Here is a 26915-nt window from a genome sequence, read left to right on the forward strand (position 1 = left end):
CTCTAGCCACTATTTTTCTAACTTCTGCGTTAAATTTACTTGCAATAGAGGAGTATTGACGCGAAATTTGCCTGAATTAATAAAAACTAGCAAGCTAGAGGCTTAAGAAAACTATTTTTTATATTTCAATTTGTTAAGAATCTCTTAAACCGAGTTCAGGTTAAGTACAAAAGCATGATAAATATTTTATTATGGCAAAGTAATTAATATGCATTGGTTTACATTTAATCTTACTCATATGCTATAGCTTGAATTATTTTATTTAGGGAAGTTTATGATTATAGATTGCCATGGCCATTATACGACCACACCCGATGAATTAGGTTTTTATAGAGAGCAACAAAAGCAAGATTTATTAACGGATAAAAACTTTAAGCATCAAAAAGGTATCATTAATATTTCTGATGATCAAATCATAGAAAGCCTTGAAAATGCTCAACTAAAATTACAGCGCGAACGTGGCACAGACCTTACGATTTTCTCTCCTCGAGCAAGTTGGATGGGACACCATATTGGTAATGAGTCAACCAGTAAATACTGGAGCGAGCATTGTAATGATCTGATTCATCGTATTACAAATTTATATCCTAAAAATTTCGCGGGTGGTTGTCAGTTGCCTCAAACACCAGGCTCAGATTTAACTAACAGTGTTATTGAGTTAGAGCGTTGTATTACTGAATTGGGATTTGTAGGCTTTAATTTGAATTTAGATCCTTCAGGCGGACACTGGGATTCTCCACCATTAGGTGACCGTTATTGGTATCCTATTTATGAAAAAATGTGTGAACTAGATGTTCCCGCAATGATTCATGTTAGTGGTTGTTGTAATCCATCTTTTCATACTACGGGTTCTTATTACTTAAGTGCTGATACGGTTGCTTTTATGCAATTAATGACCTCTGATGTATTTAAAGATTTTCCAAACATTAAGTTTATTATTCCACATGGTGGTGGGGCTGTACCTTATCATTGGGGACGATTTAGAGGCTTAGCTGATATGCTTAAGTTACCTCCATTAAATGAGTCTGTTATGAATAATATATACTTTGATACTTGTGTGTATCATCAAGCAGGTATTGATTTATTACTTAAGGTTATTCCCGTTAAAAATATATTGTTTGCATCTGAAATGGTTGGTGCTGTTCGTGGTATTGATCCTGAAACAGGGCATTATTTTGATGATACAAAGCGTTATATAGATGGTAATAAACAACTGAATAGTACTGAAAAACAAGCTATCTTTGCCAATAATGCTCTTAATGTCTTTAGTCGACTTCGCATTTAGCTTAACTATATGGAAATAAATACCTGTCAATAGATGTGATATTAAATCTGACGATGGGTATTTTTTCTATTTATTACACGTTAATTAGCCGAAATTCGCTTTAATCAATGTTTCTCTAGTCGCTATTCTACTGATTTTATTATTATATTTACTCGCAATAGACCAGCTATTGACGAGATATTTGCTTTAAAGCCTAAAAAACGTTCAAACTAGCATAAATTTAAAAATATTATCAATTATTTCAATTGTTTAAAAATATATTAAGCCAAGTTCAACTTAATTATTCGTATTAATATTTTAAGGGTACCTTTATGAAAAAAGTATTTAAATTACTCTGTGGTAGTATTTTTGTTCTGTTACCACTATCGATTCATGCTGCTTCACCTAATACCGCTGAAGATGAATTTCATGTAGCCTATGAAATGCCTGTATTTTCTCCTAGTTTAGGTACACAGTCAGCGGGTACACACCTAAACGCCCCAGGCGATCGTTATCGCTATACTTATATTATTGAAGATAAATACGCAACAGATCCAAGTTTTATATTAAAACGCGCTAATCTTGGTGTACATATTATCGATTCTGACTTCAATAAAGAAACAGGTGACCAAAAGCCTGAGTGGGGCCAAATATTGATTAACAATCAGCCTCGTTATTGGATCCACTTCAAAGAAATAAAAAACTATCGTAAAGACGATGTTTCTGAATTAACAAATTTAGTTGAAATGAAAAGTGATGATGAAGTAGGGGGAGTTCCTCCTTATATTTTTAATGTTACAGAGTTGATAAAAGATCGAAAACTGATCTTGGAAGTTATTAATTTACGTAGCGATGGGGCTATTGATAGTTCTGCGGATTATGGTGATTTTAATGTGTTGCGTGGTGGTTTACACCTTTATTACATTAAAAAATAGATGATATACCCGTTACCAATCAAGAGGCTATTTCAGAGCACTTGAGGGATATCAATTCAAGGCAGTGCTTTGCAATAATGGTCGTTCCCTTATAAAAAGCACTAACGAAGAAGTGATTTTGCTCAAGCGCTTCTTCGATGGGTCTAAAAACAATTTATGCTTCGTTATTAACTTTAGTAAGGTTCCTACACGGATGTAGGACATTAGGGTAACGCAGGAGCAGTTACCGAGAATAACCATGACGTAAATTTAATGCCTTGCATACATGGATGTATGTACTTAGATTTTGTTTGGAACGTAAAATCTGTGCCTAAATTGTTTTTAGTTCCCACTGAAACCTGCATCTTGAATGATAACGGGTATATATACCCGTTACCAATCAAGATGCGGATTTTAGCACCTGAAAATGGTTATTAATGCTCATCCCTAAGGTTATTACCGATACTTGGGGTAATATGGATGAAATACTTTTTCATAGTGACTGATATCAGTGGCGACTACCTGTAGTTTCGATACCTTATCTATCCCTGTTTTTATCCAACCATAACTGACCTTCGTCGCTCATGGTTGGATGTATTGCATCCATGAATAATATAGGTTTATCGCTAACGCTGCTTTTCAACTTGCCATATTGTTAAATGAAATTATGGATTGTTTTTTTAGTAAAAGATTTTACGTTTCTATACTAGTCTTTGTAGGTTATGCTAAGCCAACTTGAATTATACCAATCGCTTAGCTATATCAACCCAATACGTAACACTCTTATGAAATACTTACATTATCTTCCTTTATTTTTATTTATATCTTCTTATCAATGTTTGGCTCAATGGCATGAAAAAAATTTTCATGTAATGGGGACTGAAGCAAAAGTTCAGTTTTGGCATGAAGATTTCCAAAAAGCTCAATTATTGATTAACGCAGTAGAAAATGAAATGGAACGCATTAATCAAACAATGAGTCCATACATTGAAACCAGTGATTTATCGGTCATTAATAATACTGCGGCTATTCATCCTGTTAAAATAAGTACTGAGTTATTTAACTTACTTAAAGCCGCTAACGATATTTCTCGTTTAAGCCATGGTGCATTTGATATCACCTATGCATCAGTGGGTTATCAATATCAATACCGTAATAAAATTAAGCCTAATGAAAAAGCGATTACTGATAATTTAAACAAAATTAACTATCAGGGGATTATCCTCGATCAAGAGAATCAAACGGTTTCATTTTCTGTTGAAGGAATGAAGATTGATCTAGGTGGTATTGCTAAGGGCTATGCAGTGAAAAACTGTTTGACCTTACTAAAAGAGTCTGGCGTAAATCATGGTTTAGTGAGTGCAGGAGGCGATACAGGCTTACTGGGCGATAAACGTGGCCGACCTTGGATTGTGGGTATAAAGCATCCACGGGCAGAAAATAAAACGGCTGTTCATCTACCTTTAGAAAACGAGGCTATTTCCACATCAGGCGATTACGAACGCTATTTTATTGAAGACGGTGAGCGATACCATCATATTTTAAATCCTAAAACGGGAAAATCAGCTAAAGAAGTAGTGAGTGTGTCGGTTATTGGTGATGACCCAACCGTGGTTGATGCACTTTCAACAACGTTGTTTGTGTTAGGTTTACAACCTGCGATGAAACTTATTGATTCGTTAGAAGGGTATGAAGCGATTATTATTGATAAAAAACAGACATTGCATTTCTCGAAAGGGTTAACACAATAATTATTGTTAACCCTTTTAGTCTACTATTAAGTTCATATTAAATTTACAAAAACTGGTATACCCGTTACCAATCAAGAGGCTATTTCAGAGCGTTTGAGCGATATCAATTCAAGGCAATGCTTTGTAATAATGCTTGTTCCTTTATAAAAAGCATTGTTGATGAGGTGATTATGCTCAAACGCTTCTACGATGGATCTAAAAACAATTTATGGGGCTTATTAACTTTAGTCAGGTTCTTACACGGATGTAGGACATTAGGGTAACGCAGGAGCAGTTACCGAGAATAACCATGACGTAAAATTAATACCATGCCTAAATTGTTTTCAGTTCTCACTGAAACCTGCATCTTGAATGATAAAGGGTATATAACCTCAGCTCGGGATAAGCAAAGTTACTCAACAAGCTATTTTTATGCCTAACTTCGTTGAATTTATTACTAATAGCCAGCTATTAGATAGAAAAATTCGCCTTGTTATACACAAAAATATCAATGTTGAGAGACTAATATAATTTAGGAAAACAACGATACAGATTAAGGTTTTGATAAATAGGAATTTTAATTCATTATCTAACATTCATTAACCCGAGTTGAGGTTATATAACTAAACCTGATTGATTGTTCCTGTTACTATGGGTTTAAAAGCGGTTAAAGAATCTAACATTTTAGTGTTTCCTAAGCCTTGCCTTGGTACTAAATTAGTAAACTGACCTGTTTCGCCATGTAAAGCGAGATAGTTTAATAATACTGTTTCTACCAAGAGGTTAACATTATTCGCTGAAGGTGCTGAGGCGGTATCAACAGAAGCGTCTGAACGCATAAAACCTATTTGCTGACTTCTTGCCATTTGATCTTCAGTTGAACCCATTAATTCAGGTTTACCACTTGGGTTAAATACTAAAATAAAAGCAGCACCTGTCGATGAATTATCACCCGTCCATTCACCTTTGCCACGGCCTTCGGTTGAATCGTCTACGCGGCCATTACTGGCAACCGAACCATCGCTAAATACATACATCATTAAAGGTGTGTTTTTTCTAGCGGCATATTCCAAACATGCGCCCATACAGCGACCTGCTCGTAAGTCTCTTAGTTCTCCAGTACCACGTTCACCTGTGTGATAATCAAATCCACCCATGGTTACGGTACCTGCACCTGAGTATCCATCGATGACTAATTTCATGATAGATGATGTTTTTTGAAATTCGCGTTCACTGTCAAATTCATCAATTTTGAATATACCAGCGGGACCTACAATATCAGGATCTGCTACAGGGTTAAGTGTAGAAGGATCACCAAAGCGATCAGCAATATCAGTACTTTTAACGTAACCACAATTAATTAAGTCTTTGATCACATCATCGCGTGTTACTTGTGTATTTACTTGTGACATTTTTTGCGCACTAACTCGCTGAATACTTTCCATTACGGTAACAGCATCTTTTTGCGATAAAAGATTAAATAAATCCCCTACGTCCACTAAACCTGTTGCGTCAGAAGGGCGATCAATTTTGGTTGGTCGTTTATTTAAATCCATAAAAGTAGCGGATGCCATTGAGTTTCCACCCGAATCGGTATTTCTTGAACCGATCAATGGCATTAATGAGCCATCAGCCCCTGCATGTGATATAGCGTACATAGGATTATGTGGATTATTGCTAGTGTCATTATCTGAACGATTTGGTATTACTGCACCGTTAATTTTGGCAGCAGTTTCCGGCGATACCTTTTCTAAAATACCTCTTAAAAATGCAGAGTCTGAATGAAAGGCCAAACCAAGATCTGTATTAATAAAATCTGACTCTCCTGTATTTGGGTTAGCGATAGGAGGCGCCATATCACCAGGTAAGCCTAATTTGTTATAACCGGCGGTTGAAAGAAAGTCTTGTTGTCCGCCCAAACCACCTACTAATACGTTAGAGCCAGCTATATTAGCGCCACCAGCAAGATCAAAAGCAATAAAAGGTATTTTTCCTGCTCCTTGTACATTGATCCCGCAAGTCCCGCTTAATGTTTGAATATCTGGCGATAAAGCTGCATTTGCGCGGTTTGGTGTAGCAAAAAGACTCGCAATAGAAAGCCCCGCTAACATGCCTCCGCCTGTTCTTAAGCCTGAAGAAATAAAATCTCTACGAGATCTTGGTTTAGCATGATCTGAAAATAGTAATGGGCTATCTGGGTGAAAATGTGATGGCTTTTTCATAAGTTACATCCAATTAAATTTGTATAAATCATTACTTATATCTACACAGTTACATGATTAAAATAATGATCGAAATAAGTACGGTTACCGAGTTGCTAATGGCTCTATTGAACAAGTACAACTGCGCTGGCCAATATTGCTGTACATGATGCTTTAGCAATCGTTCTACTTCGATTAGCTTCACAGGCATTAGTACATGACGATAAGCGCGTAATTAACGCATCTATTTCTGTTGTTACAGCATCTTTTTCAGGCTGCGTTGTTATATTTAGCGGTAGTAATTTATCAATTAACAGGGTAATAAATTGGCTACGATTATTAGTATCAAACACAATACTAGGTGCTTGATCGAAATCTATCCCTTCGAACCATGTATTTCTAATAGTTGGATCTTCAATCGCACTATCGCAATAGGTAATGGCAAGTTGTGTTATACCCATTTGCTGTGCCGATATAAATGTTTCAATATTATCAATACTCGGTAGTTGTCTTTGAACTAATTGATAGGTGTTTCTTACTTTACTTGTTTGCGCAGGAATACCTGTTAATACACTCATAGTGGCATTTAATTCAGCAAAGTTTTTAATGCCAATATCTGACGTATTTGTTGCTGAAGGCACTTCAGGCGTAATGATGACTTCACCAGGAAGGGTGATATTGCTAAAGGTTCCGAGTGTTTCAAATGAAAGGAAAAATTCATCATTTTGCGCACCTTTATCAAGACCAATGATGGTACCTAATGATGAAAGAGGTAGGGGAGAAGCAATACTTTCCGTTGAGGATATCGTTACATCTACATTTTTAAATGCTTGCCCTTGAGCACTTTCTTTACCATTTATACCTAGCTTAATACCTTTAATATTTAATGATTCAGGTAAGGTTTTGTTGTCTAAGTTAACCAGCGAAGGGCTATTAAATAAATAACTGTAATTATCAAATTGACTAACTTCAAACACGATAAAAGTATTAGCAAGATTAACTTTTTCGCTAATTGAAAAGAGTAAAAAGAATTTTTCACCCACACCAATATCATAATTTTGTTGAATTTGATCTTGAGTAAGTACGTTATTGTAAATAGCTAATAAACGCACGCTGCCTTGCCAAACGTTGTTATTAGTTGCTTCTTGTCCGAGTATTAACGCAAAGCTGTCATCCCATGCGGATAATGGTGCAACTTCATTATCGGTAATATTAATTAAATTACCATTAACGTAAATTTTTCTCCCTTCAGTTGCATCATAAGTGAGTACTACATGTTGCAATGTTGCTTGTAGCACTTCGTCGTTATCAGGTGTACTCAACGCAGGTTCACCGTTGGTCGATGTTTGTTCGTTACGTAGCATGAAGTCGTAATTGTATTGGGTTTGCCCTAAGGTAAAGTTTCGTTCGGTTTCACTGGCTGAATAACTAATTATTTTTGCAGGGCCTTCTTGCACTACATTACTGGGAGTTACCCAAGCTTCCACAGAAAATTTTCCTGTGGCGGTAATTAGATCATGTAGCTTTTTACTGGAAGCTGTACTTGCTTGTGCTTTCCCATTATTTAATTGTATGCCCCAGCTACCAAGCCATTCATAATCACCGCTCAAGGTTAAGTTAGCGGCAGGGCTAATGCCTGATGTATCGTAAGCGGTATTACTTTCACCTGTTTTGAATTGGTAGAGTGCAATAACGTCTGTTTCAAAACGACCACCACTTGATGCAACAACACCATCAGTAAGTTTTAACGCTTTTGAAATAACCATTTCATCTGCAATCGTATTAATTTCTATTTCATCACGCATTGCCGTAATTTTTTCTAACATTTCGTTGCTGTTTTCTTGGCAGTTTGTCCAGCAATTATGAAACTCAGATCCCAAACGAATCACTAAACGAGATTGTGTAGGGTTATCAATATTAATTACACGCTGTGTCGCTAAATAAGCTTGCTCTATGTTTTGGCTAGCAAAAAATGGAGCCTGTGCATTTACCGCGGTTTCTTGATGGCAATTAGAACAATAGGTTTGTAGCAACGGGTAAACATGATCGTTAAATAAATCCGTAGACTCAGGAAAACTTCTGCTTGCGCCAGCCTCTTTAATAACAGGTGCTTTTAATTCTATGGTATTGGCAATGCTTACTTGATTATCTGCCCATAGTTTTATCCATTGTGTCATGGTTTCACCACAGGCTTGATCACTACCTAACCAACAATTATGACCTGACGCTACTTTAGTTACTAATCGAGAAAGTTCGGGTTTAGATAGGTCAACTAGTGCCGTTGTATCTGCATAGGCTAAGTTTACATCGTCATGGCGCGCGAAATAGGGCGCTTGATCATCAACACGATGACATCCACCACATTTATCGCTTGTTGATACATTATCCCATAAGTTTGCTTTATAACGTTGAATATCATCTGTTTGCGGTGCAGGGCCAGTATATACATTGGTTAATATTTCTGTCTGAACAGGAGGATTACTTTCTACTTCACTACCACCACAGGCGGTGAGTAAGACAAGCGAAACCAGTGTAAAAAAATGAATATGTTTCATGCTTACTCTCCCATGCAGTATGTGCCAATTTCAGCAAATACCTGTTTTAGTTGATAAGCATGCTGTTTGAATGATGCCGTAGTGGTTGTTATTTTAGTTAAATCGTTTTGACTTTCTGGTTCACGTAAACATACATTTTTAAATACCTTTTTAACTTGGCACTGAGCAAAAGCATGACTGTTTGCTAATTCTTCACCGAGGGATTTAGCGCCTTCACCTTGACCCGCTAAAGCTGAATTCCAGCCTAATTTTCGATTGACACCTGAACGCCAATAGTTTTGCCATTTATCGTCAGTGGTCATAAAACCAAAAGGGAAGGTTGTATTGTTATTATGATACTTTGATTGAACACGTGTACCTGTCTGATTATTAAGTTGCCCTTGAGCATTATAAACAAGCTGACCGCTTTCACCGGTAGGATCATTGTCTTGGTCAAAGTCATAATCATAATAAGCAAAAGCTTGGGCTAGTGGATCCATACCGCTATGACAAGCAATACAATTATTAAGAAATAAGCGACTATCACCTCCGGGGCTACGGCTTACATCTTGTCGTATACGATCAGGCGGTAAAGTATTATCTTTTAAAGGTTCTAAGTCGGTACATAAATGATTCATTAAGGTAAAGCGCAACATAGCGCGATTAGTACCTAAATAAAAAAAAGCTTTTGCAGCAGCACGACTTGTTAGTATACCGGCGGTTGCACTAGCGGGTATGTTTGTAATGGTTGATTGAGGTACTTGAACTAAATGGCGAGCTAAATCTGTAAATTCTTCATCAAGTCTTTGGTAGTGAGTATTATTATTGGCGCTAGCGGGAGGTAAACCTAGGTTTTCATTACCTACATAAGTAATGTCTGATTGTAAAATTTCTCTAAAGTCTAGGTCGTCTCTTACCATACCAATAATAGTTGCGCTGTAATCGTTTAGCGGAAGAAAGATATCTTGATCTTTATTTGTCCAAGGTGTGGCAAATAACTTTAATGTTGTTCGATAAAAATCAGGTGAATCCATCGCGATATAGGCAGCTTCAATATCCTTACTATCGTTTAGAAGTGCAGTCATACGGTTTAATGTTTCTTCGTTTGCTGGCACTCCTGCAATACGGTCATGAAGTCTTTTAGCTTGTTCTAAAGTACCTGCATAACTTAGGTTCACCATTGAAATATTGGAAAGGATAAATACTAGCCCAAGTTTATGGAATGTATTTTTTATTACTCCTATTTTGGCTAAAGCAAGTTTGATTATATTGATATCTTTACTACTTTTTTTTTCATATAAAGTGTATTTATTCACTTTATATGAAAACATATTCAATATGTTTTTGTTTGATCCTTGTAAAAAGAAACTCTTCACACAACCTCCTTGAAGGTGTAAATACTAGATTTTTTATGCCTAATTTATAAATATAAATAACATAATCATTTAATGATTTTCTAGATGGGGTAGAATGATTTTTAAACAAATCAGTTTAGAAACTTGGTAATTTATAATTTATTTTTTTACATAATGAAACTGATTTCTTACTTTTTTGTAAAAATAATAGACACTGTCGCCATATGGAAACACTTGATCTTTAAGGGTTTGTATATAAAACGTACTAATTGTGTTGTTTGTGTTATAAAAGTGGACATTCTCTTTCTTTACGATTAATCTTCCAAAAAAATTGAATAGGTCTTACTTATTCTTTTTTGTTTTTTTATAAAATATGGTGTTTTTCATGGATGGTAAGTTATACAGTAGCGGAGTTTTCGCTGTTATATTTTTATTTTTATTAACGGCGTGTAACTCTGAAAAATCAAGCACAGGCGAAATTACAGATCCTGTACTTATTGAATATCCAGTTGTATACATTGAACGGAATGTTTTTATTAATAAAGATGAAGAGCAACCTGAAAGAGCTAGCTTTTCTTCAACAGATCCTATTGCATTTAATCCGGGTGCTAATCTTCTTATAAAAAATAATGCTTTTGCTGAATCTCAAGCTGTTAGCTTAACTAATGGGCTTTTTACTCGCGATAAAGTAGAAGAAAATGATATGGAAATTGATAACCGTATTGATCTACGTGATTTAACTGTATCTGAAGATGGGCAACAATTTCTTATTTCTATACGTGCCCCCAAAATTGTTGATGCTGATGAACAACCCACATGGAATATTTGGCATTACACACAAACCACTAAAAAGCTTGAACGTTTAATTATTGATAACAGCATTGCAGAACAGGGCGATGATCTAATGGCCTCATTCTTACCTGATGGTCGTATTATTTTTGCTTCTAACCGCCAGAGATTGTCAAAAGCCATTTTATTAGATGAAGGAAAATCACAATACCAAGGTCAAAATGAACGACAAGATTTGGGTACTTTTAATATTCATGTCATGCAAGCTGATGGTTCATCAATCAAGCAGTTAACCTATAACCTTAGCCATGACTTTTACCCTTTAGTTATGCAAAACGGGAAAATACTTTATAGCCGGTGGGATGCTATGGGTGGTGTGAACAAAATTAACTTATATCAAATGTTACCTGATGGTACAGAAAATCAATTAGTTTACGGTTGGCATTCGCATGAACTCACGATTGACGATGAAAATTTCGATATCGAGTTTGTAAAACCTCAACAAATGCCTAATGGTGATATTTTGTTGATGTTATCTGCAGATAATGAGAGTACATATCAAAAACGTCCTTTAATCGTAAATATTAACGACTTTATTGATGAGTCTCAGCCTCTAGATAATAATGCTCCTGCTAATGAAACGGCTTCGTCAGTATTATTTTCATCTCAAGGTTTTAACTATAATTTTTCTGATGATCTTAATGAGGCTGGCAGATTAAGCCATATATTTCCTTTACCTGATTCGAGTGAACGTTACTTGTTAAGTTTAGATTTATGCAGGGTAGTGGTAGATGAACTTACTTTAGCCTGCGGTCAGTTAACGGATGAGCAAAAGCTAGATGAGTCAATTGTCGCTGCAGAATCAGCATACGAGTTATGGTTATACAATAAAACTGAAAATACTCAACAGTTAGTGGCTAGCCCAAGTGGTGATAACCAAATGATAACCGAAGCTATTATTTTACAGCCCAGTGATATTAATAATGAGTTTATTGCTGATAAAGTTGTAGGCAATGAACTTGATACTGAATTATTTAACGAACAAGCTGCTGCACTACATATTCGAAGTGTTTATGACTTTAGTGGTATAGATACCACTGAAAATGGAATAGACCAACTTAAAGATCCTACACAAACAACGGCAGCAGAAAGACCTGCTCGTTTTATTCGTATACTACGTGGCGTACCTATGCCTTCTGATGAAGTGAGAGATGTACTCAATACAGACTTTGGTCGAAGTCGTCAGCAACTCATGCGTGAAATTATAGGCTATAGCCCAATACAGCCTGATGGCTCAGTTAAAATAAAAGTACCTGCAAATATTCCTTTCGCTTTAAGTGTATTAGACGGAAACGGGCAACGTATTGGTGGTCGACATCGTCAATGGATAACCGTTAAAGCAGGTGAAACTCTAGAATGTAATGGTTGTCACACCGCTAATGATACCACACCTCATGGTCGTAGAGATGCCGAGATAACTAGTATAAATAGTGGGGCCATTTTAGGCGGAGTACCATACCCAAATACAACCAATACTATTATTCCTGAAATGGGCCAAACGATGGCCGAAGCTGCTGAACAAGTATATGGCTTAGCTGAATTATCAAGTGATTTGGTTTATAGAGACATTTGGTCAGATGGTGATATTTCTCTTGTAAATCCATCAATTGATTTTTTATATAGCCTGTTAGAAACACCTATGCCAAATGGCAGTAATTGTTTTACTAACTGGTTAGCCTATTGCCGAATACAAATTAATTATGCTGAACACATTGCGCCGCTTTGGCAACGTGATAGACAAGTCTTCGATGAAGTAACAAACGAGTTAATTCAAGACAATACTTGTGTGTCCTGCCATCAACCCTTTGACGCAGATAACGTAGCACAAGTACCCGCAGGGCAGCTCGACCTTTCAGCAATACCTTCTGAAGAACCTGCTCATTTAGTAAGTTATCGTGAACTCTTCTTTAATGATGTTGAACAAGAAGTTGTTGACGGTATTTTAATTACTAAATTAATTGAAGTGACTGATAATAATGGAAACACTCTTTTTGAAGTGGATAACGACGGTAACCTTATCTTAGACGATGACAACATGCCTATACCACAATTAACAACAGTACCAGTAAGCAGTGTTATGTCTACACAGGGAGCTCGTGCAAGCAGTAAATTTTTTGATGTGTTTGAACGTGATGATCACCGAAATATGTTATCACCAAGTGAGCGTAAGTTATTAAGCGAATGGTTAGATATTGGTGGGCAATATTATAATACGCCTTTCTATCAATTACCTTAATTCAGTAGGCTTAAGTGAAATGAATACTATGTTAACTGGTATAAACCAAACAAAAATAATAAGGCCGTATATGCCATATAAACGTTATCAGTACTTATATTTAATGTTCAGTTTATTGTTTATCTCATCTTATGCTTTTGCTGAGGCCCTAATTACTGAGCCTACAGCTACTAAGCCCCTTAATTCTGAAATTGTAAGCCAAAACAATCAATTACTCATTGAAGTTCCTTATATTGAATTACTTTCGGGCCCCAGTGCTGGCTACCCAGTTATTAACGTTATTGAAAAGAACGACTTAGTTACAGTGTTAATCAAACGTACTAGTTGGTTAAAAGTTGAAGATAAACGCGGTAATCAAGGTTGGTTCCATCAAAATTCATTATTAAACGTAAGTCATTCTGGTGAAAAAGTGACGTTAAGTGAAATTGAATTTCACGATTACCAGCAGCGCACTTGGGAAGGTACTGTTATGTTTGGTGATTTTAATGGAGCAAATTTTTATAACATTGGATTAGGTTATGTTTTTAGTCCTGTTATTACGAGTGAACTATCTTTGGCTAAATCTCAAGGTGATATATCAGACAGCAATATTTATGAACTACAGCTGGTCAGTCAACCTTTTCCTGATTTAACTGTTAGTCCATATTTTTCTGTTGGACTTGGTCTTATTACTACCGAACCTCATAGTGTTTTAGCCGATGCAAAAACAAGAGAAAACACCCTCATAAGTAGTGCTATTGGTGGGAAATACTATTTAGCTCGAAATTTTGTATTACGAGCAGAATATAAATACTCGTTAGTATTGACTGACAGAGACGACAATGAAGAAATCAAGTTATGGAAAGTTGGTTTCAGCGTATTTTTTTAAACAGGTAAATAAACTTTATGACTTTAAAAACATTAATTATCATCTGTTTAGGATGTGTTAGTTATACAAGCTTTGCGAGCGAAATTTCATCCAATGAAGCTTCATCAAGTGATGTAAATATAAAACCTATTGTTGAACGTAAAGATGTTTTAGATGATGTACTTGATACTGAAAATTTTGAAATTGGACTTCAAGGTGGTTTACTCAGTATTGAAGATTTTGAAAGTAGTAGCTGGGTAAGTGCTCATTTGGCTTATCACATTACCGAGCATTTTTATGTTAAAGCACGTTACGGCGCAGCTGAAGCAGGTACAACAAGTTTTGAGCGATTATCAAACACATCTCCATTATTAACGGATGAACAGCGAGAGCTAACTTATTACGGCTTAAATATTGGTTATAACTTGATGCCAGGTGAAATTTTCTTAGGAAAAAATCTCGCCTTTAACAGCGTGTTTTCTGTGGAATTAGGTGGTGGTACAACTGAGTTTGCTGGTGATGATAACTTTACTGTAAACCTTTCTACTAATTACCGTGTTTTTATTAACGATTGGATCGCTTGGGATATAGGTGTAAGTGATTATATTTTTGATACCACTATTACCGGTGAAACTAAAACAACACATAACTTAAACTTCACCACAGGTTTTGCTGTTTATTTTTAATTAATTTGAAGCACTTAATCCTTATATATTTAGCTAAATAGGAACATTACTTTGTTTATAAAACCTCACAAGAATATGTTAAATAAATTTGTACATACATTAGTTCGAATTGTAACCCGTTCTAGATCTATAAGCCTCACTAAAGGTGTTACAACGTCATTGTTAGTTTTGTTGTCTGTTATTTCATTAAATAGTTCAGCGAATGAATTAGTAAACACTCAAGCATCTGACTTTACTTTGAAAAGTATGGCAGGTGAGAACCTAAATTTAGTAGAGCAACGCGGCAATATAACCGTTATTAACTTTTGGGCTTCTTGGTGTGGCCCTTGTCGAAAAGAGATGCCCGTACTGCAAAATCTTCATAATAAATATACCGATCTTGGTGTTCAGGTTTGGGGTATTAATGTTGAGCAAGATAACCAAGCAGGTCGAGATTTCATCAAAAATATCAATGTAGATTTCCCTATACTATTTGATGATAAAAATATCTTGTCTGAGCTTTATCAAGTGTCTGCTATGCCAACAACTGTAGTAGTTGATCGTAGCGGAAAAATAAGGTTTGTCTTTCGTGGATACAAAGATGGCTACGAAAAAAAGTATGCTAAAGCCATTAAAAAACTTATTCGTGAGTAATGCTGTTTGAATCAAATGCCTTTTTAATAAAGGGCTTAGTTAATAAAAATCTTATTGGACTATGTTATGAACCGTCAATTAATAAAGTACAGTTTACTCATTATTGCCTTATTTATATCAGGTTGTGCCCAGCTTGGGGTAAAGCCTTGGGTTAAACCTTATGAAAGGCAAAATCTTTCGGATCCTGTTATGAATAAAAATCTTCATGCTATAGCCAATAAACATGCAGCACACGTTTCTGAGGCAAGAGAATCAGCTCGTGGTGCAGAAGGGATCGGAGGCGGTGGTTGTGGTTGTAACTAAACGCATTACATACAGTTTATGCGCCATTTTTATGCTCCATGCACTTTTATTTCCACTAAAAGCGGCAGTATTAGACGAAGATAAAGCGGATGTTTTATACCATAGCTATGAAGGTGGTGGTATGAAAATAGATGGACCTGCATTACTTCTGAGAAAAAAAATAAACGAAAACGTTGCTGTGTCAGCCTTTTATTACGTTGATACTATTTCTTCAGCTTCTGTTGATGTACTCAGTAATGCCAGTCCATATACAGAAGAGCGCCAAGAAGGATCGTTAGGCATTGAATACCTACACGACAAAACCACTATGTCATTTGCGGTTAGTAAAAGTGACGAAGACGATTTTTTAGCGCAATCAGTCAGCTTTAATGTGTCTCATGACACCTTTGGTGATTTAACTAATGTCAGTATGGGCGTTAGTTATGGTGATAATGATGTGATGAGAAATGGTGATGAAAACTTCTTTGAAAAAAGTAAACAATATCGTCTTAGAGCCAGCATAAACCAAATACTAACGCGTAATTTAACGGCTGGCATTAGTTTAGAAGGTATAGCTGATGAAGGATACTTAAATAATCCTTATCGTACTGTCCGATATCTTGATCCAACCTCTGAAGCGGGTTTTGCATCACAAGCTGAAATTTACCCTAATACTCGTAATTCTTTCGCGGTTAAATTATCAACCAGCTATTACTTACCTTATAGAGCCGCATTATTCGGGCAGTATCGTTATTTCTCAGATAGTTGGGATATAGAAGCTCACGAAATTGAAATAAGTTACCGTCATCCCTTTGGTGAAGCATTAATGCTTGAACTTAAATACCGAACTTACCAACAAACACAGGCCAACTTTTACAGTGATTTATTTGCCTATCGAGATGCTCAAAATTATTTAGCAAGAGATAAAGAACTCAGTGAATTTGATGATGTTACGGTGGGAATAGGGCTTACTTATTACATTCCTAAACAATACGTTTTCAACGGTCTGAAATCAGAAGCAACATTACAGTGGGATCGCATTACCTTTGATTACCATAACTTTAGAGACAGAACCGTAGGTGCGCCTATTGGCGAAGAACCTTTATATGGTTTTACTGCAGATGTTGTACGCGCGTTTATCAGTGTTTATTTTTAATATTTTAATTTACACGTTAGCTAAATTTGTTAACCAAAATAGCCAAAGAGTTTTTATGATTATAAAACAGTTAAGTAAGTTTCTTATAAGTGCAGCGTTAAGTTGCTCAGTAATATTTTGCACAACGCTGAGTTACCAGGCTATTGCTGAAGAAAACATTCAAAACCCAGAAAGTAATACTATAGCTAGTGAGATTGAACAAATTAAAAAAGAAGTTTTAAAACTTAACAGAGAACTTTTTATTTTAGAGGAAGACTTATTGTTTCCTGCGAGTACTCAAGTAGCTGTGTTTGTGTCAGTTGATATAGGACGTTTTTTTACCTTAGACAGTGTAGAGCTTAAGTTGAATGATGATGAAGTTGCAGGATTTTTATATACAAAACGTCAACGAGAGTCTTTAGAGCAAGGAGGTATTCAACGTTTATTCAAAGGTAATTTAAAAACCGGCCAACACGAGCTTACTGCAATTTTTATTGGTTTAGACCAAGAAAAAAGAACGGTAAAAAGAGCGGTAACCTATCAGTTTGAAAAAGAAGATGATGCAGTAATGATTGAGCTTAAGCTTGAAGACAATACCAGAAACTTTCAAACAGAAGTTATTGTTGAAGAGTGGATACTGTAAGGTTTTATGTTGTTAACTATGCGAATAAATTCAATTTTTCCATTATTAAATCTTTCTCATACAGACAATGAGTACACACTTGTGAAGTATCTTGCGAATCAGACTTTTTCTTTGCATATGTTGTGTGTTGTTATTATTTTAGGTTTAAGCTTTTCAACGAATAAAGCACACTCAAAAGAAAGTTCTACAAAAGTAGAACTTAATACAAAACAGCCATTAAAACAGTTACCCGAACATTTGTCTGAAAAATTTTACCGACAAGCACTTTATTATTATTTTCAAAATAAACCGGATGAAGCACTTAGCCAATTAAATATTAACGACGAGTATTTTACAGAGGCACCAGTACATGCGTCTTTATTTAGAGCTGGGTTGCAAATTTCTCAAGGTTTACCTGAAGAAGCACAAAAGCTTTTAGAGCAACTTTCTAAAAAACTCTCTAATGAGTCAGCTGATAATACTAATCAAACTATAGGTTCTTTTTTTAAAGAAAGTTCAGATCACGATACGATCAGAAGCAACGTACAAAAAGATGAGTTGATGATTATTGTGCTACTGCAATTAGCAGAACAAAAAATAACGCAACAAAATTCTCAATTAGCTAAAAAAGAAGCACAAGACATTTTAAATAACATTCACCTAATACCCGCTCAATATATTGCTCAATACTATTTACTACAACAGCTTATTGCTTGGCCACAACAGCCAAATATTGAAGATTTATCGTTAGCGGAAACAAGTAAAAAGCAATTAGTCGCGTTACTCAATAACGATACTCAAGCACCTTATTTACTCCTAAACGAAGCGTTAAGAGCAATGAGTCAACAAGAGTACGTATTAGCAGAACAAAAACTAAAAGTATTACAAGCTTTTAAATGGCAACAAAAAACAAACGGTTTTTGGCAGCAGCTCTTTGCTAACGAATTAAAACAAACAAGTAAAAATAGAGAAGAACAACAATCTGAACAAAAGATCGAACAAAACGGCATTCATCATTATGCTCAGCTTTTATTAGCTCAACTGTATTTAGAACAAGGCTTATTTCAACAAGGTTATAATCAACTTGAAAGTTTTCCTAAACATTCGCCGTTCACTGAGCAAGCTTTATTTTTGTTTGGCTACTCAGCCTTTAAGTTAAATAAATTTAAAGAGTCAGAGGTGGTATTTAATACTTTAATTACTGATTATCCTTATTCAACATTTACTCAACAAACGTGGGCGTTAAGTGCTGAACAATATATTGCTCAAAACAAGCTTAATCTTGCGCTTAATCGTTACTTACATATTGAAAAATATTATGAGAATAAACAACACGAACTGAACGCGTTTAAACAGTTATTAAATACTGAAGATAACCTACTTAATTTGTATCAAGCGTTAAATGTAGAAGGCATTAGTAAATATGATGTATGGCTGCAAGCCTCTTTAAAAAACACACCATTATCTATAACGTATCAACAGTTATTATCAGTGGACACGTTAATTAAAAAAATTGAAGCACAACAAAATAGAAGTACGTGGTTAGCTAATACCATTACATTAAATAACGCACGACAAAATAAAATTAGAGCCAACCAAAGTAAAACTAATTATCTAGCACTACTCGAGCAACTTGCAGATAAAAAAGCGCAACTAAGTCAATTGCTGAATAAGATAAAAGCTGAAAAATTAAAACAAGGTAATGGTGAGTTATTTGCAAATAATGTTGAACGTAAATGGTTAACACGTATTGAAAATAGTAAACGGGCATTAACTTCTCTACAACTGAGTAGCCAGAACAGCAGTAAAAATAAAAAAGCTAAAGAAACTAAAGCTAAATTTAATCATTACCAACAGCGCTTAGTACGTGTTCAAGGTGTTTTAACTTGGCAGTTACAACAAAAACTTCCTGAACGTTTTTGGCAATCTCAAGAGTCCTTGAATCATGTTGAAGAGTTATATACTCAAACTATGCAGCAGTATAAAAGGGTAGATGATTTACTGTCGAAAAAAAGCGTTTTAACGGGGTTAAGCCTTAAGCATCAAAGTTTAACAAGTAATATTGCGTCGTTATTAGAAATAACACAGCAGTTAAAAGATAGATTGAATGTTAAATTATTAGAACAAAATCAACAGTTTGTTAAAAATGAACAACGTAAAATACAGCAGTTTTTGCTATTTAATCAACGTGCAATGGCAAATGTTATAGAAAGCCTTAATCAACGAGAGGCTTTATAAATGACCGCAACTAATAAACGTTACACCTACTACCTTAGGCTTTTAGTCTCGTCGATACTGATTGCGGGTTGTTCTGTTGTAGGAAGCAATAACGAAAATCAAGGCGACTCTGAAACCTTAGGTAGCTTTGTTAAATCTTCAAATAGAAGTATCACTACCAGTAATGGTGCAGAACAAGGTGAAAGCGAAGATAGTGCTCTTAGTGCTCAGCTGCTCGCTAAACAATTAACAAGAAAAGAGCGCTCTGAAAAGTTAGAAAAAATATATCGTTCAATTTTAACATTAGAACCTAATAAGGGGGTAAGGGCCCAAATACAACACCGCATGGTTCAGCTAGATATTGAAAAATATGAACAAATTGACGTCTTAGAAAATAAAGACATATTAACGGCACTTGTTAGCCAGTATAAAAATTTATTAACGACATATCCAAATCGCCCCGAAAATGAAGATATTCAATATCAATTAGCAAAAACGTATGATTTATTGGCGCAGCCAAAAGAAAGTATTTTAACTATTGAAGCGTTATTAAAAAATTATCCTAATACAAAGCATTACGCAGAGTTACATTTTCGTCGTGCCGAATTATATTACAACGTAGAGCAATATCCACTAGCGTATAAAGCTTATCAAAAAGTACTTAAAGCTGAAAATAATGAGAACTACCGCTTAAATAGCATATACATGTCAGGTTGGAGTCTTTTTAAATTAAACCGACTGTCAGAAGCTGACGATAATTTTATTACGGTATTACACCAGATAGCTGATGTTTATAAAAAAGAGAAGGGGGCCACGAATACAGACATGAATTCAGAGCGTGATTTTTCTTTTAATAATGTATCGGTTTCACATAAAAGTTTAGCTATGGATACTCAGCGCGTATTGAGTATTTCGTTAAGTCAGCAACAGCAGTCTAAAAGCTTAGTTGAATTATTAAACCGACAAGCTCCAATCTTAAGTGCTGAAAGTAATCAACCTTCTACAACAATAACAACGTTGGCTAGTTTTGAACATATTTTATTTCAAAATTTAGCTCACTTTTTGTTAGAAAAAAAATTAGAACATGATGCTATTTTAACGTACAAAAATTATTTAGATTATGCTCCACATTCGTTCTGGTCAGCACAGTTCTCTTTGGCATTAATCGACTTATATAAGCAAAAAGGTCAGTTGGCTAATATAAGAAAAATGAAAGAACGTTTTGTAACCTATTATGGATTAACATCACTTTTTTGGCAGCAATCAAGCTCACAGACAAAAAATTATGTGTTACCTTTTTTGTCTGATTATAGTTTAGCTAAGAGTCGCCGTTTATATGCGTATGCGCAAGATGTAGAAGATGATAAGCAAAGGGAATTAGCTTTTATTGAAACCGCAACCTGGTTAAAAAAATATATTGATGTTGTGGCATATTCTAATACTCAAGTAGAAGAAAAAACTAACTTAGCAACACAAGAATACTTCTTATACGCAGAAGCAAACTTTGAAGCCAAACAATATCTAGAAGCACTTAAAACCTATAAAATGTTAGCCTATTCTTCACCTTATATTAACCAACTTAATACTTATCAAACTAACAAGTTAAGTGCTAATAAAATCAATAATGCTATAAGTGTGGCCGGGGATCAAAACAATAATAATACCGATAAATCTTCATTCGATAATTTACCGCTAAGTTATATTAATCAAGAATCGGCTTATGCAAGCATAGTTACAATGACTGAATTACTTAAGGCTTTTGAGGGGCCAAAAGTTAAAGTAAATTCAATTAATGCGTCAAATTATGTTAATGATAAAAACCAACAGTTACTAAGTCAGTTACTTGAACAGCATAAACAGTTGAATGATTTATTTATTGAACATCATGGTGATGACAGGCGCGCTAAATTAATTGCAGTAAAAGCAGCTGAATATGCCTTTACGCAAAATAACATAGACGACGTTATTAAATACGCTGACTTTGTTTTAACGGCATATCAAGCGGATGCTGCTTCTCTCGCTAAAACCCAAAATAACAGCAAAGTTAAGTATTTACCCAAGCTAGATAGTATAGCTTTAAAACAAGTTGCTATAGCAAGTCAGCTAAAAGCTAATATTCATTTTAAATTTAAGCACTTTGAAGTTGCGGAACAAGACTATTTATTAGCGTTAAACTTTGTGCAAAATCCTGCTAAAAAACAAGAGATAAACGAACTTGTTGCTTATTCAATATATGAACAAGCCAAAGCACAAAAGGCCCTTGGGAGTAAATTAGGCGACCAATCAGCTAATGAACTCGCCATACAGCATTACTTACGTTTAGGTAAATTAGTACCCAATTCGAAATATAGAGCAAATGCTGAATTTGATGCCGCTAATTTATTACTTGCTAGCCAACAGTGGGCAAGAGCTATACCTGTGTTAAATCAATTTAGTCGTCAATTTAAAACGCATCCCTACATTTCAACTATTCCTGCTAAATTAGCATTGAGTTACGAAAAGTTAGAAAACTGGTCGCAAGCAGCACAGCAGTTATTGGTGATGGTAGCGAATGAAAACAATAGTGAGTTAAAGCGTGAATCTCAATACACCGCTGCAGAATACTTTTTAAAAGCGGGTGATACTAAGAGCGCAATTACACACTTTAGAACCTATGCTCACCAATATCCTGAACCTTTTGCTGTAGCACAAGAAGTACGTTTTAAAATGAGCGAATTCTATCGTGAAACTAATGAGCCTAATAAGCGTTACTTTTGGTACAGAAAGATCATTAGCTTCCATAAAAAACAAGAAAAGCAATCTACAGCATTTGATTTAAGCCGTTCAACGTATTTAGCGTCTTACGCTGCATTTGCTTTAGGTCAAGCGCATCAACAAACGTTTAATCAAACTAAATTAAAAGTCCCACTTAATCAAAGTTTAAAACGAAAGCAGCAGGCAATGGCAGAAGCTATTAATTACTATCAATTAGTATTTAAGTGGCAGTTAGCTGAGTTTGTACCGCAAGCGAATTACTCTATTGGTCAGATATATCGTAATTTAGCGGCAGATGTAATGAAATCTGAGCGTCCTAAAGACTTAGATGAGTTAGCGCTTGAAGAATATGAATTTTTATTAGAAGAAATTGCTTATCCGTTTGAAGAAAAGGCCATTGAAGTGCATCAAGCAAATGCCGAGCGTGCTTGGGATAATATTTATGATCAGTGGGTTAAAAATAGCTTGTCGGTATTAGCTGAAATAGAACCAGCAAAATACGATAAATTTGAAATAGTACCTGAGGTGTTTGATGCCATTTTCTAAATCGTTCAATAAGTTATTATCAAAAGGAACACTTAAGTTATTGCCTAAGCTATATTCTACGGTGGCTTTATCCTTAATGGTGTTATCAGTACTTACATTGCAGTCTTGCACATTAATGAGTGAATCTACGAGTTCTAATGGAAAATCAGGCCCAGATGAAAGTAAGGATATTAAAGCAATAGGCAAAAATATTATTGAATTAGGGGATATCCCTAAAGATACGTTGAAGACTGATTCGGCATTACCTTCTAACGATCCTAACAATACTCAAATAGCTAATTCAACTACAGAAAGTAAAACACAGTACCAGATCTTTATCGCACAACAAGCATCACTTAAATCTGAGCTACCTGAAAATATTCATACGTTATATAAATTAGCATTAGCTGAAATGAAGAATAAAAATTGGCAGGGTGCTAGGGAGTTACTGGACGATGTTATTAAACAATATCCTCGTTTGTCTGTAGCCTATTTGAATAAAGCATTGGCTCTTTACCAGTTAAAACAATTAGATGGAGCCGTTATGTCTTTGCAGCAAGCGGAAAAAGTTAACCCTATCAACCCTTATATATATAATCTACAAGGAGTCATAGCACGTGAACAAGGGCAGTTTAATGAAGCTGAAAAACGTTACAAGCAAGCTTTAGCACTATGGCCTGACTATGCTGAAGCTCATCTGAATATTGCTGTGTTTTTTGAGTTATATCGCGGTGAATTTGTTCAAGCTAAAGCGCATTATCAAGCTTACTTAGCGTTAAAACCTGATGATGCTAGAGCAAAAAAATGGTTAGCTGGTTTAGAAGTCAAACTTGCTACTCGTCAGGAGAGTTAATATGAACCTTATAAATAAGTTAAACAGTAACTTTCCACGCTTTATATGGATGTTATCAATGGGGGGATTATGTATATCGTTAAGTTTTTTATCTTTTGCATATAACGAAGAGAGCCAAGCAGTTGAATCGGTAAAGCAGGCTCAAACAGTTCAAACTAAAGATACAGTAAAAAGTAAGACGAATAACTCAACGTATGTGATTGAAACCTTAGTACAGGGTTCGCAAGAGCAACCTAACGTTATTTACATTACGCCATGGCAAGCGAATGAAAAGGCAATAAATATTGAAGGGCAATCGTTACAAGTATCTTTACCTAAACCTATACCTGTCACACCTAAAACCTTTAAAAATAAATTACACCAATACTATAAAAATTAAACGCGTTACTCGCGTTATTAAGAACTGACTTTAAATCATTACATGCCAATCAGCATGATATTTAAGGTATATAACATTGAACACAATAAAGGAAACACCATGAATTTTTTTGATACTATTATTACTTTTTTACAAGATGGAGGTAGCTTTATATACCCTATAGCTTTGGTATTAGTAATAGGTTTAGCTATAACGATTGAGCGTTGGTTTTATTTAACAACCACGTTAAGCGCTAATAAAAAAGCCATGAAGTTAATACAACCGCATTTAATGAAAGGTGATGTTCAAGAAATTATAAATGTGACTAAATCAAGTAAAGCGTCTGTAGCCGATGTATTGTATTCAGGTGCTTCGCGTCTTACTCAGACTAAACGCCGTGAAGATATTGAAAGCGCAATGGAAGATGCCTTAATGGAACACATGTTACGTTTAGAAAAACGTACACCATTTTTAGCTACATTAGCGAATATAGCTACACTTCTCGGTTTGTTAGGAACTATTATGGGGCTTATCGCGGCATTCTCTGCAGTTGCAACAGCAGATCCTGCTGATAAAGCTAACCTATTATCATCAAGTATTTCAGTAGCCATGAACACAACAGCTTTTGGGCTAATTACTGCTATTCCTTTAATTTTATTTCATTCGAGTTTACAAACTAAAACAACGAATATTGTTGATTCTTTAGAAATGGTAGGCCGTAAATTATTAAACTCGCTTTCGTATACAAAGTTTACAGAATCAAACTCAGACCGAGGTTAAGCTTATGAGACGCTTAAGACGTCACAGAGGTGAAGAAGCTGAACTAGATATTACCTCTTTCATGAATTTGATGATTGTATTAGTGCCTGTACTACTGTTGAGTTTAGTGTTTTCACAAGTACGTATTTTAAATCTACAGCTACCGGTATCTGCAGCAGGTGAATCGCCTGAGCAAGAACAAAGTGAAGAAGAAAAACAGTTAGAGTTGGTGATCACAAAAGATAGTTTATATTTAAATTATCCTGCGGGAGTTTTACTTAAAACTTTTGATTTATCTACCGATGAAGGGCAAACGACTCGTTATAACTTCGTTGCGTTATCCTCTTTTTTACAAGATTTAAAACTAACTTTTCAACAAAAAAACATAGAAAAAAGCGATATTGTTATTTTATTATCGCCTGATGTTAACTACCAAAGTATTGTAACGGCAATGGATACAGTTCGTTCATTTAAAGCCGTTGTAGCAGCCAATTTAGTTAATGCTGAGTTATTTCCTAATATTTCTTTAGGTGATGCCCCTATTGATGACATTGAACAAGTTGAATCGAGTGTTGCAGGAGGTGACTCTTGAAACAATCACTTCGATCAAAACGTAAAGCACGACACCATAAACGATTAGGGCAGAGTAGTAAGTTAAACTTAGTTGCACTCATGGATATTTTTACCATTTTAGTCTTCTTTTTAATGGTTAATCAGTCTGAGGTGCGCGTATTACAAAATACAAAAGAGTTAACACTCCCCGTATCGATTGCAGAGCAACTACCTTTTGAAAATATTGTTATTTCAGTATTAAAAGATTCAGTGTTAGTGCAAGGGCGTTTAATTTGGCAACAACAACTTTCTACAACTGATACAGGTTTGTCTGATAATGAAATTGATGATTTATCAAAAGCATTAAAAACTGAGTTGGTTTATCAAACAAGTAAGCGTACTGAATTGTCTGAAAAAGAAATACTTAATGGCAGAGCGGTTACCATTATTGGTGACGCCACGATTGAATATGATTTGTTAAAACACATTATGGCAATATGTGCTGATGCTGATTATAGAAATATGTCGTTGGCGGTTGAACACACATCATCTAAACAGGGAGGTGTTTAATGCTTAACGTAACACTTTCTTATAACGATTCCTCGAACGCTGTATTTAGTGACAACGCCGAACTGTTTACCGACAATAAACAAGATACTTTATTTACTAAAGTGCTTATTGTATTACTGAGTTTGTATTTGATTTTTGGAATTATTGTTCCGTTTATGGATCGTATTGAAGTACAGCGAGAAATAAAAGAACAAGTGCCGGTACAATTAACACGTGTATTGCTAGAGATGAAAGAAAAGGAAATTACACCTCCTGTGGCTATTGAAGAAAAAGAACCTGAGCCAGAAGTTGAAAAAGAAGAAGTTCCTGTAGAAAAAGCTAAAACTCAACGTGAAGTCGCTAAAGAAAAAGCTAAAACTACAGGGCTTGCTGCAATGAAAGACGATCTTTTCTCATTAAGAGATGCGTTTGTTGTAGCACCTAAATCTAGTGTTTTAGTAAAAAGCAAATCAACAGAAGCTGAAAAAGTAAAACGAAAGTTACTTGCAGCTAAAGCGAACGAACAAAGTAAAAACATTGCTTCAGCACAAGTAACTAAAACCGTAGCAAGTGATGCACTGAGTCCCCGCAATACACAAACAGTTCATTTAGCTGAAGAAGAAATATTAGCAGACACAATTGAAAGTGAAGAAGAAAGTAGTGAAAACCTTGCGAGTATACGTTCAGAAATGAAATTACGACAAACGCTTGAAGCCAACAAATCACGCTTATATTCACTTTACAATCGTGCTTTACGTAAAAATCCTTTCTTAAAAGGTAAGGTACTTTTTGAAATCGAGATTCAAGCAAACGGCACAGTGAGTAAAGTAGTAATACAATCAAGCGAACTTGAGGACAAAGCACTAGAGAGACGTTTAATGAGTATTTTAAAATCAATAGATTTTGGTGAAGAAGACGTAAATGTAATGAGTACCATTTGGGCTATTGAATTTTTACCGCGTTAGTTTTTTATTGGTTGTTTAACCTGAGTTTATGATTGTTCAGGTTTAAGGTGGACTAAATTTTAAGCTTATTTGGTACGAATATCTTATGGCCTAAT

At 35.2% G+C, this 26915-nt stretch carries 21 protein-coding genes and 1 pseudogene; 18 read left to right on the top strand and 4 right to left on the bottom strand.

What is annotated here, in order from left to right; genetic code table 11:
* Positions 1 to 274: 274 nt before the first annotated feature.
* Positions 275 to 1285: an amidohydrolase family protein gene (locus AC0L5Q_RS02030; protein WP_473614052.1), complete on the top strand. Its 1011-nt coding sequence runs from the start codon at positions 275 to 277 to the stop codon at positions 1283 to 1285.
* 311 nt (positions 1286 to 1596) lie between these two features.
* Positions 1597 to 2199 carry a hypothetical protein gene (locus tag AC0L5Q_RS02035; RefSeq protein ID WP_473614053.1) on the top strand — a complete coding sequence of 201 codons (603 nt, stop codon included), beginning with the start codon at positions 1597 to 1599 and terminating at the stop codon, positions 2197 to 2199.
* A 493-nt stretch (positions 2200 to 2692) separates the two neighbouring features.
* Here AC0L5Q_RS02035 and AC0L5Q_RS02040 read toward each other — a convergent pair.
* Positions 2693 to 2830 (bottom strand): annotated as a pseudogene (locus AC0L5Q_RS02040) (IS630 family transposase); the annotation flags it as partial.
* Between the two features lie 133 nt (positions 2831 to 2963).
* Between AC0L5Q_RS02040 and AC0L5Q_RS02045 the strand changes: the two are divergent.
* Positions 2964 to 3929 (top strand): FAD:protein FMN transferase, encoded by a 966-nt coding sequence (locus AC0L5Q_RS02045; protein ID WP_473614054.1) that lies wholly within the window; start codon positions 2964 to 2966, stop codon positions 3927 to 3929.
* Positions 3930 to 4531: 602 nt separating this feature from the next.
* On the opposite strand, the gene AC0L5Q_RS02050 is transcribed toward AC0L5Q_RS02045, so the two are convergent.
* The 3 genes from AC0L5Q_RS02050 to AC0L5Q_RS02060 all read right to left on the bottom strand — a co-directional run bounded on the left by AC0L5Q_RS02050 (position 4532) and on the right by AC0L5Q_RS02060 (position 10019).
* Positions 4532 to 6130, bottom strand: a complete 1599-nt coding sequence (locus tag AC0L5Q_RS02050; RefSeq protein WP_473614055.1) for a hypothetical protein — start codon at positions 6128 to 6130, stop codon at positions 4532 to 4534.
* Positions 6131 to 6234: 104 nt separating this feature from the next.
* The gene (locus AC0L5Q_RS02055; RefSeq protein ID WP_473614056.1) at positions 6235 to 8664 is read right to left on the bottom strand and encodes a LamG domain-containing protein; all 2430 of its coding nucleotides are present in this window, start codon (positions 8662 to 8664) and stop codon (positions 6235 to 6237) included.
* Between the two features lie 2 nt (positions 8665 to 8666).
* A complete protein-coding gene (locus tag AC0L5Q_RS02060) occupies positions 8667 to 10019 on the bottom strand; it encodes a hypothetical protein (RefSeq protein ID WP_473614057.1) in 1353 nt (450 codons plus the stop codon).
* A 364-nt stretch (positions 10020 to 10383) separates the two neighbouring features.
* Here AC0L5Q_RS02060 and AC0L5Q_RS02065 point away from each other — a divergent pair, with 364 nt between their 5' ends.
* The 15 genes from AC0L5Q_RS02065 to AC0L5Q_RS02135 all read left to right on the top strand — a co-directional run bounded on the left by AC0L5Q_RS02065 (position 10384) and on the right by AC0L5Q_RS02135 (position 26820).
* Positions 10384 to 13083 (top strand): HzsA-related protein, encoded by a 2700-nt coding sequence (locus AC0L5Q_RS02065; RefSeq protein WP_473614058.1) that lies wholly within the window; start codon positions 10384 to 10386, stop codon positions 13081 to 13083.
* Positions 13084 to 13153: 70 nt separating this feature from the next.
* Positions 13154 to 13951: an outer membrane beta-barrel protein gene (locus tag AC0L5Q_RS02070; RefSeq protein WP_473614059.1), complete on the top strand. Its 798-nt coding sequence runs from the start codon at positions 13154 to 13156 to the stop codon at positions 13949 to 13951.
* Between the two features lie 17 nt (positions 13952 to 13968).
* The gene (locus AC0L5Q_RS02075) at positions 13969 to 14616 is read left to right on the top strand and encodes an outer membrane beta-barrel domain-containing protein (protein ID WP_473614060.1); all 648 of its coding nucleotides are present in this window, start codon (positions 13969 to 13971) and stop codon (positions 14614 to 14616) included.
* 51 nt (positions 14617 to 14667) lie between these two features.
* Complete coding sequence (locus AC0L5Q_RS02080; protein WP_473614061.1) at positions 14668 to 15249, top strand: TlpA family protein disulfide reductase; 582 nt, start codon at positions 14668 to 14670, stop codon at positions 15247 to 15249.
* Between the two features lie 66 nt (positions 15250 to 15315).
* Entirely contained in the window at positions 15316 to 15552 is a 237-nt protein-coding gene (locus AC0L5Q_RS02085; protein WP_473614062.1) for a DUF4266 domain-containing protein, read from the top strand.
* Positions 15539 to 16687 carry a DUF3570 domain-containing protein gene (locus AC0L5Q_RS02090; RefSeq protein WP_473614063.1) on the top strand — a complete coding sequence of 383 codons (1149 nt, stop codon included), beginning with the start codon at positions 15539 to 15541 and terminating at the stop codon, positions 16685 to 16687. The genes AC0L5Q_RS02085 and AC0L5Q_RS02090 overlap by 14 nt, the downstream gene beginning before the upstream one ends.
* Positions 16688 to 16742: 55 nt before the next feature.
* A complete protein-coding gene (locus tag AC0L5Q_RS02095) occupies positions 16743 to 17309 on the top strand; it encodes an AraC family transcriptional regulator (RefSeq protein ID WP_473614064.1) in 567 nt (188 codons plus the stop codon).
* A gap of 18 nt (positions 17310 to 17327) precedes the next feature.
* A complete protein-coding gene (locus AC0L5Q_RS02100; protein WP_473614065.1) occupies positions 17328 to 19526 on the top strand; it encodes a CDC27 family protein in 2199 nt (732 codons plus the stop codon).
* On the top strand, positions 19527 to 22805 hold the full coding sequence (locus tag AC0L5Q_RS02105) for a tetratricopeptide repeat protein (RefSeq protein WP_473614066.1): 3279 nt from the start codon (positions 19527 to 19529) through the stop codon (positions 22803 to 22805).
* Positions 22792 to 23637, top strand: coding sequence for a tetratricopeptide repeat protein (locus AC0L5Q_RS02110; RefSeq protein WP_473614067.1), 846 nt, complete (start codon positions 22792 to 22794; stop codon positions 23635 to 23637). The genes AC0L5Q_RS02105 and AC0L5Q_RS02110 overlap by 14 nt, the downstream gene beginning before the upstream one ends.
* 1 nt (position 23638) lies before the next feature.
* On the top strand, positions 23639 to 24016 hold the full coding sequence (locus AC0L5Q_RS02115) for a hypothetical protein (RefSeq protein ID WP_473614068.1): 378 nt from the start codon (positions 23639 to 23641) through the stop codon (positions 24014 to 24016).
* Positions 24017 to 24115: 99 nt separating this feature from the next.
* Positions 24116 to 24775 (top strand): MotA/TolQ/ExbB proton channel family protein, encoded by a 660-nt coding sequence (locus AC0L5Q_RS02120; protein ID WP_473614069.1) that lies wholly within the window; start codon positions 24116 to 24118, stop codon positions 24773 to 24775.
* 4 nt (positions 24776 to 24779) lie between these two features.
* Positions 24780 to 25346, top strand: coding sequence for a biopolymer transporter ExbD (locus tag AC0L5Q_RS02125; RefSeq protein ID WP_473614070.1), 567 nt, complete (start codon positions 24780 to 24782; stop codon positions 25344 to 25346).
* Positions 25343 to 25876, top strand: coding sequence for an ExbD/TolR family protein (locus tag AC0L5Q_RS02130; RefSeq protein ID WP_473614071.1), 534 nt, complete (start codon positions 25343 to 25345; stop codon positions 25874 to 25876). The genes AC0L5Q_RS02125 and AC0L5Q_RS02130 overlap by 4 nt, the downstream gene beginning before the upstream one ends.
* Positions 25876 to 26820 (top strand): AgmX/PglI C-terminal domain-containing protein, encoded by a 945-nt coding sequence (locus AC0L5Q_RS02135; RefSeq protein ID WP_473614072.1) that lies wholly within the window; start codon positions 25876 to 25878, stop codon positions 26818 to 26820. Before AC0L5Q_RS02130 ends, AC0L5Q_RS02135 begins: the two co-directional genes overlap by 1 nt.
* Positions 26821 to 26915 lie beyond the last annotated feature (95 nt).

The sequence above is a fragment of the Pseudocolwellia sp. G5-9 genome, from assembly GCF_055808995.1.

Coding starts and splice junctions, on each gene's coding strand:
- AC0L5Q_RS02085 (WP_473614062.1), top strand. CDS start 15,316: ATGAACCGTCAATTAATAAAGTACAGTTTACTCATTATTGCCTTATTT.
- AC0L5Q_RS02075 (WP_473614060.1), top strand. CDS start 13,969: ATGACTTTAAAAACATTAATTATCATCTGTTTAGGATGTGTTAGTTAT.
- AC0L5Q_RS02035 (WP_473614053.1), top strand. CDS start 1,597: ATGAAAAAAGTATTTAAATTACTCTGTGGTAGTATTTTTGTTCTGTTA.
- AC0L5Q_RS02125 (WP_473614070.1), top strand. CDS start 24,780: ATGAGACGCTTAAGACGTCACAGAGGTGAAGAAGCTGAACTAGATATT.
- AC0L5Q_RS02065 (WP_473614058.1), top strand. CDS start 10,384: ATGGATGGTAAGTTATACAGTAGCGGAGTTTTCGCTGTTATATTTTTA.
- AC0L5Q_RS02070 (WP_473614059.1), top strand. CDS start 13,154: ATGCCATATAAACGTTATCAGTACTTATATTTAATGTTCAGTTTATTG.
- AC0L5Q_RS02050 (WP_473614055.1), bottom strand. CDS start 6,130: ATGAAAAAGCCATCACATTTTCACCCAGATAGCCCATTACTATTTTCA.
- AC0L5Q_RS02055 (WP_473614056.1), bottom strand. CDS start 8,664: ATGAAACATATTCATTTTTTTACACTGGTTTCGCTTGTCTTACTCACC.
- AC0L5Q_RS02045 (WP_473614054.1), top strand. CDS start 2,964: ATGAAATACTTACATTATCTTCCTTTATTTTTATTTATATCTTCTTAT.
- AC0L5Q_RS02110 (WP_473614067.1), top strand. CDS start 22,792: ATGCCATTTTCTAAATCGTTCAATAAGTTATTATCAAAAGGAACACTT.
- AC0L5Q_RS02105 (WP_473614066.1), top strand. CDS start 19,527: ATGACCGCAACTAATAAACGTTACACCTACTACCTTAGGCTTTTAGTC.
- AC0L5Q_RS02120 (WP_473614069.1), top strand. CDS start 24,116: ATGAATTTTTTTGATACTATTATTACTTTTTTACAAGATGGAGGTAGC.
- AC0L5Q_RS02100 (WP_473614065.1), top strand. CDS start 17,328: ATGCGAATAAATTCAATTTTTCCATTATTAAATCTTTCTCATACAGAC.
- AC0L5Q_RS02095 (WP_473614064.1), top strand. CDS start 16,743: ATGATTATAAAACAGTTAAGTAAGTTTCTTATAAGTGCAGCGTTAAGT.
- AC0L5Q_RS02115 (WP_473614068.1), top strand. CDS start 23,639: ATGAACCTTATAAATAAGTTAAACAGTAACTTTCCACGCTTTATATGG.
- AC0L5Q_RS02030 (WP_473614052.1), top strand. CDS start 275: ATGATTATAGATTGCCATGGCCATTATACGACCACACCCGATGAATTA.
- AC0L5Q_RS02135 (WP_473614072.1), top strand. CDS start 25,876: ATGCTTAACGTAACACTTTCTTATAACGATTCCTCGAACGCTGTATTT.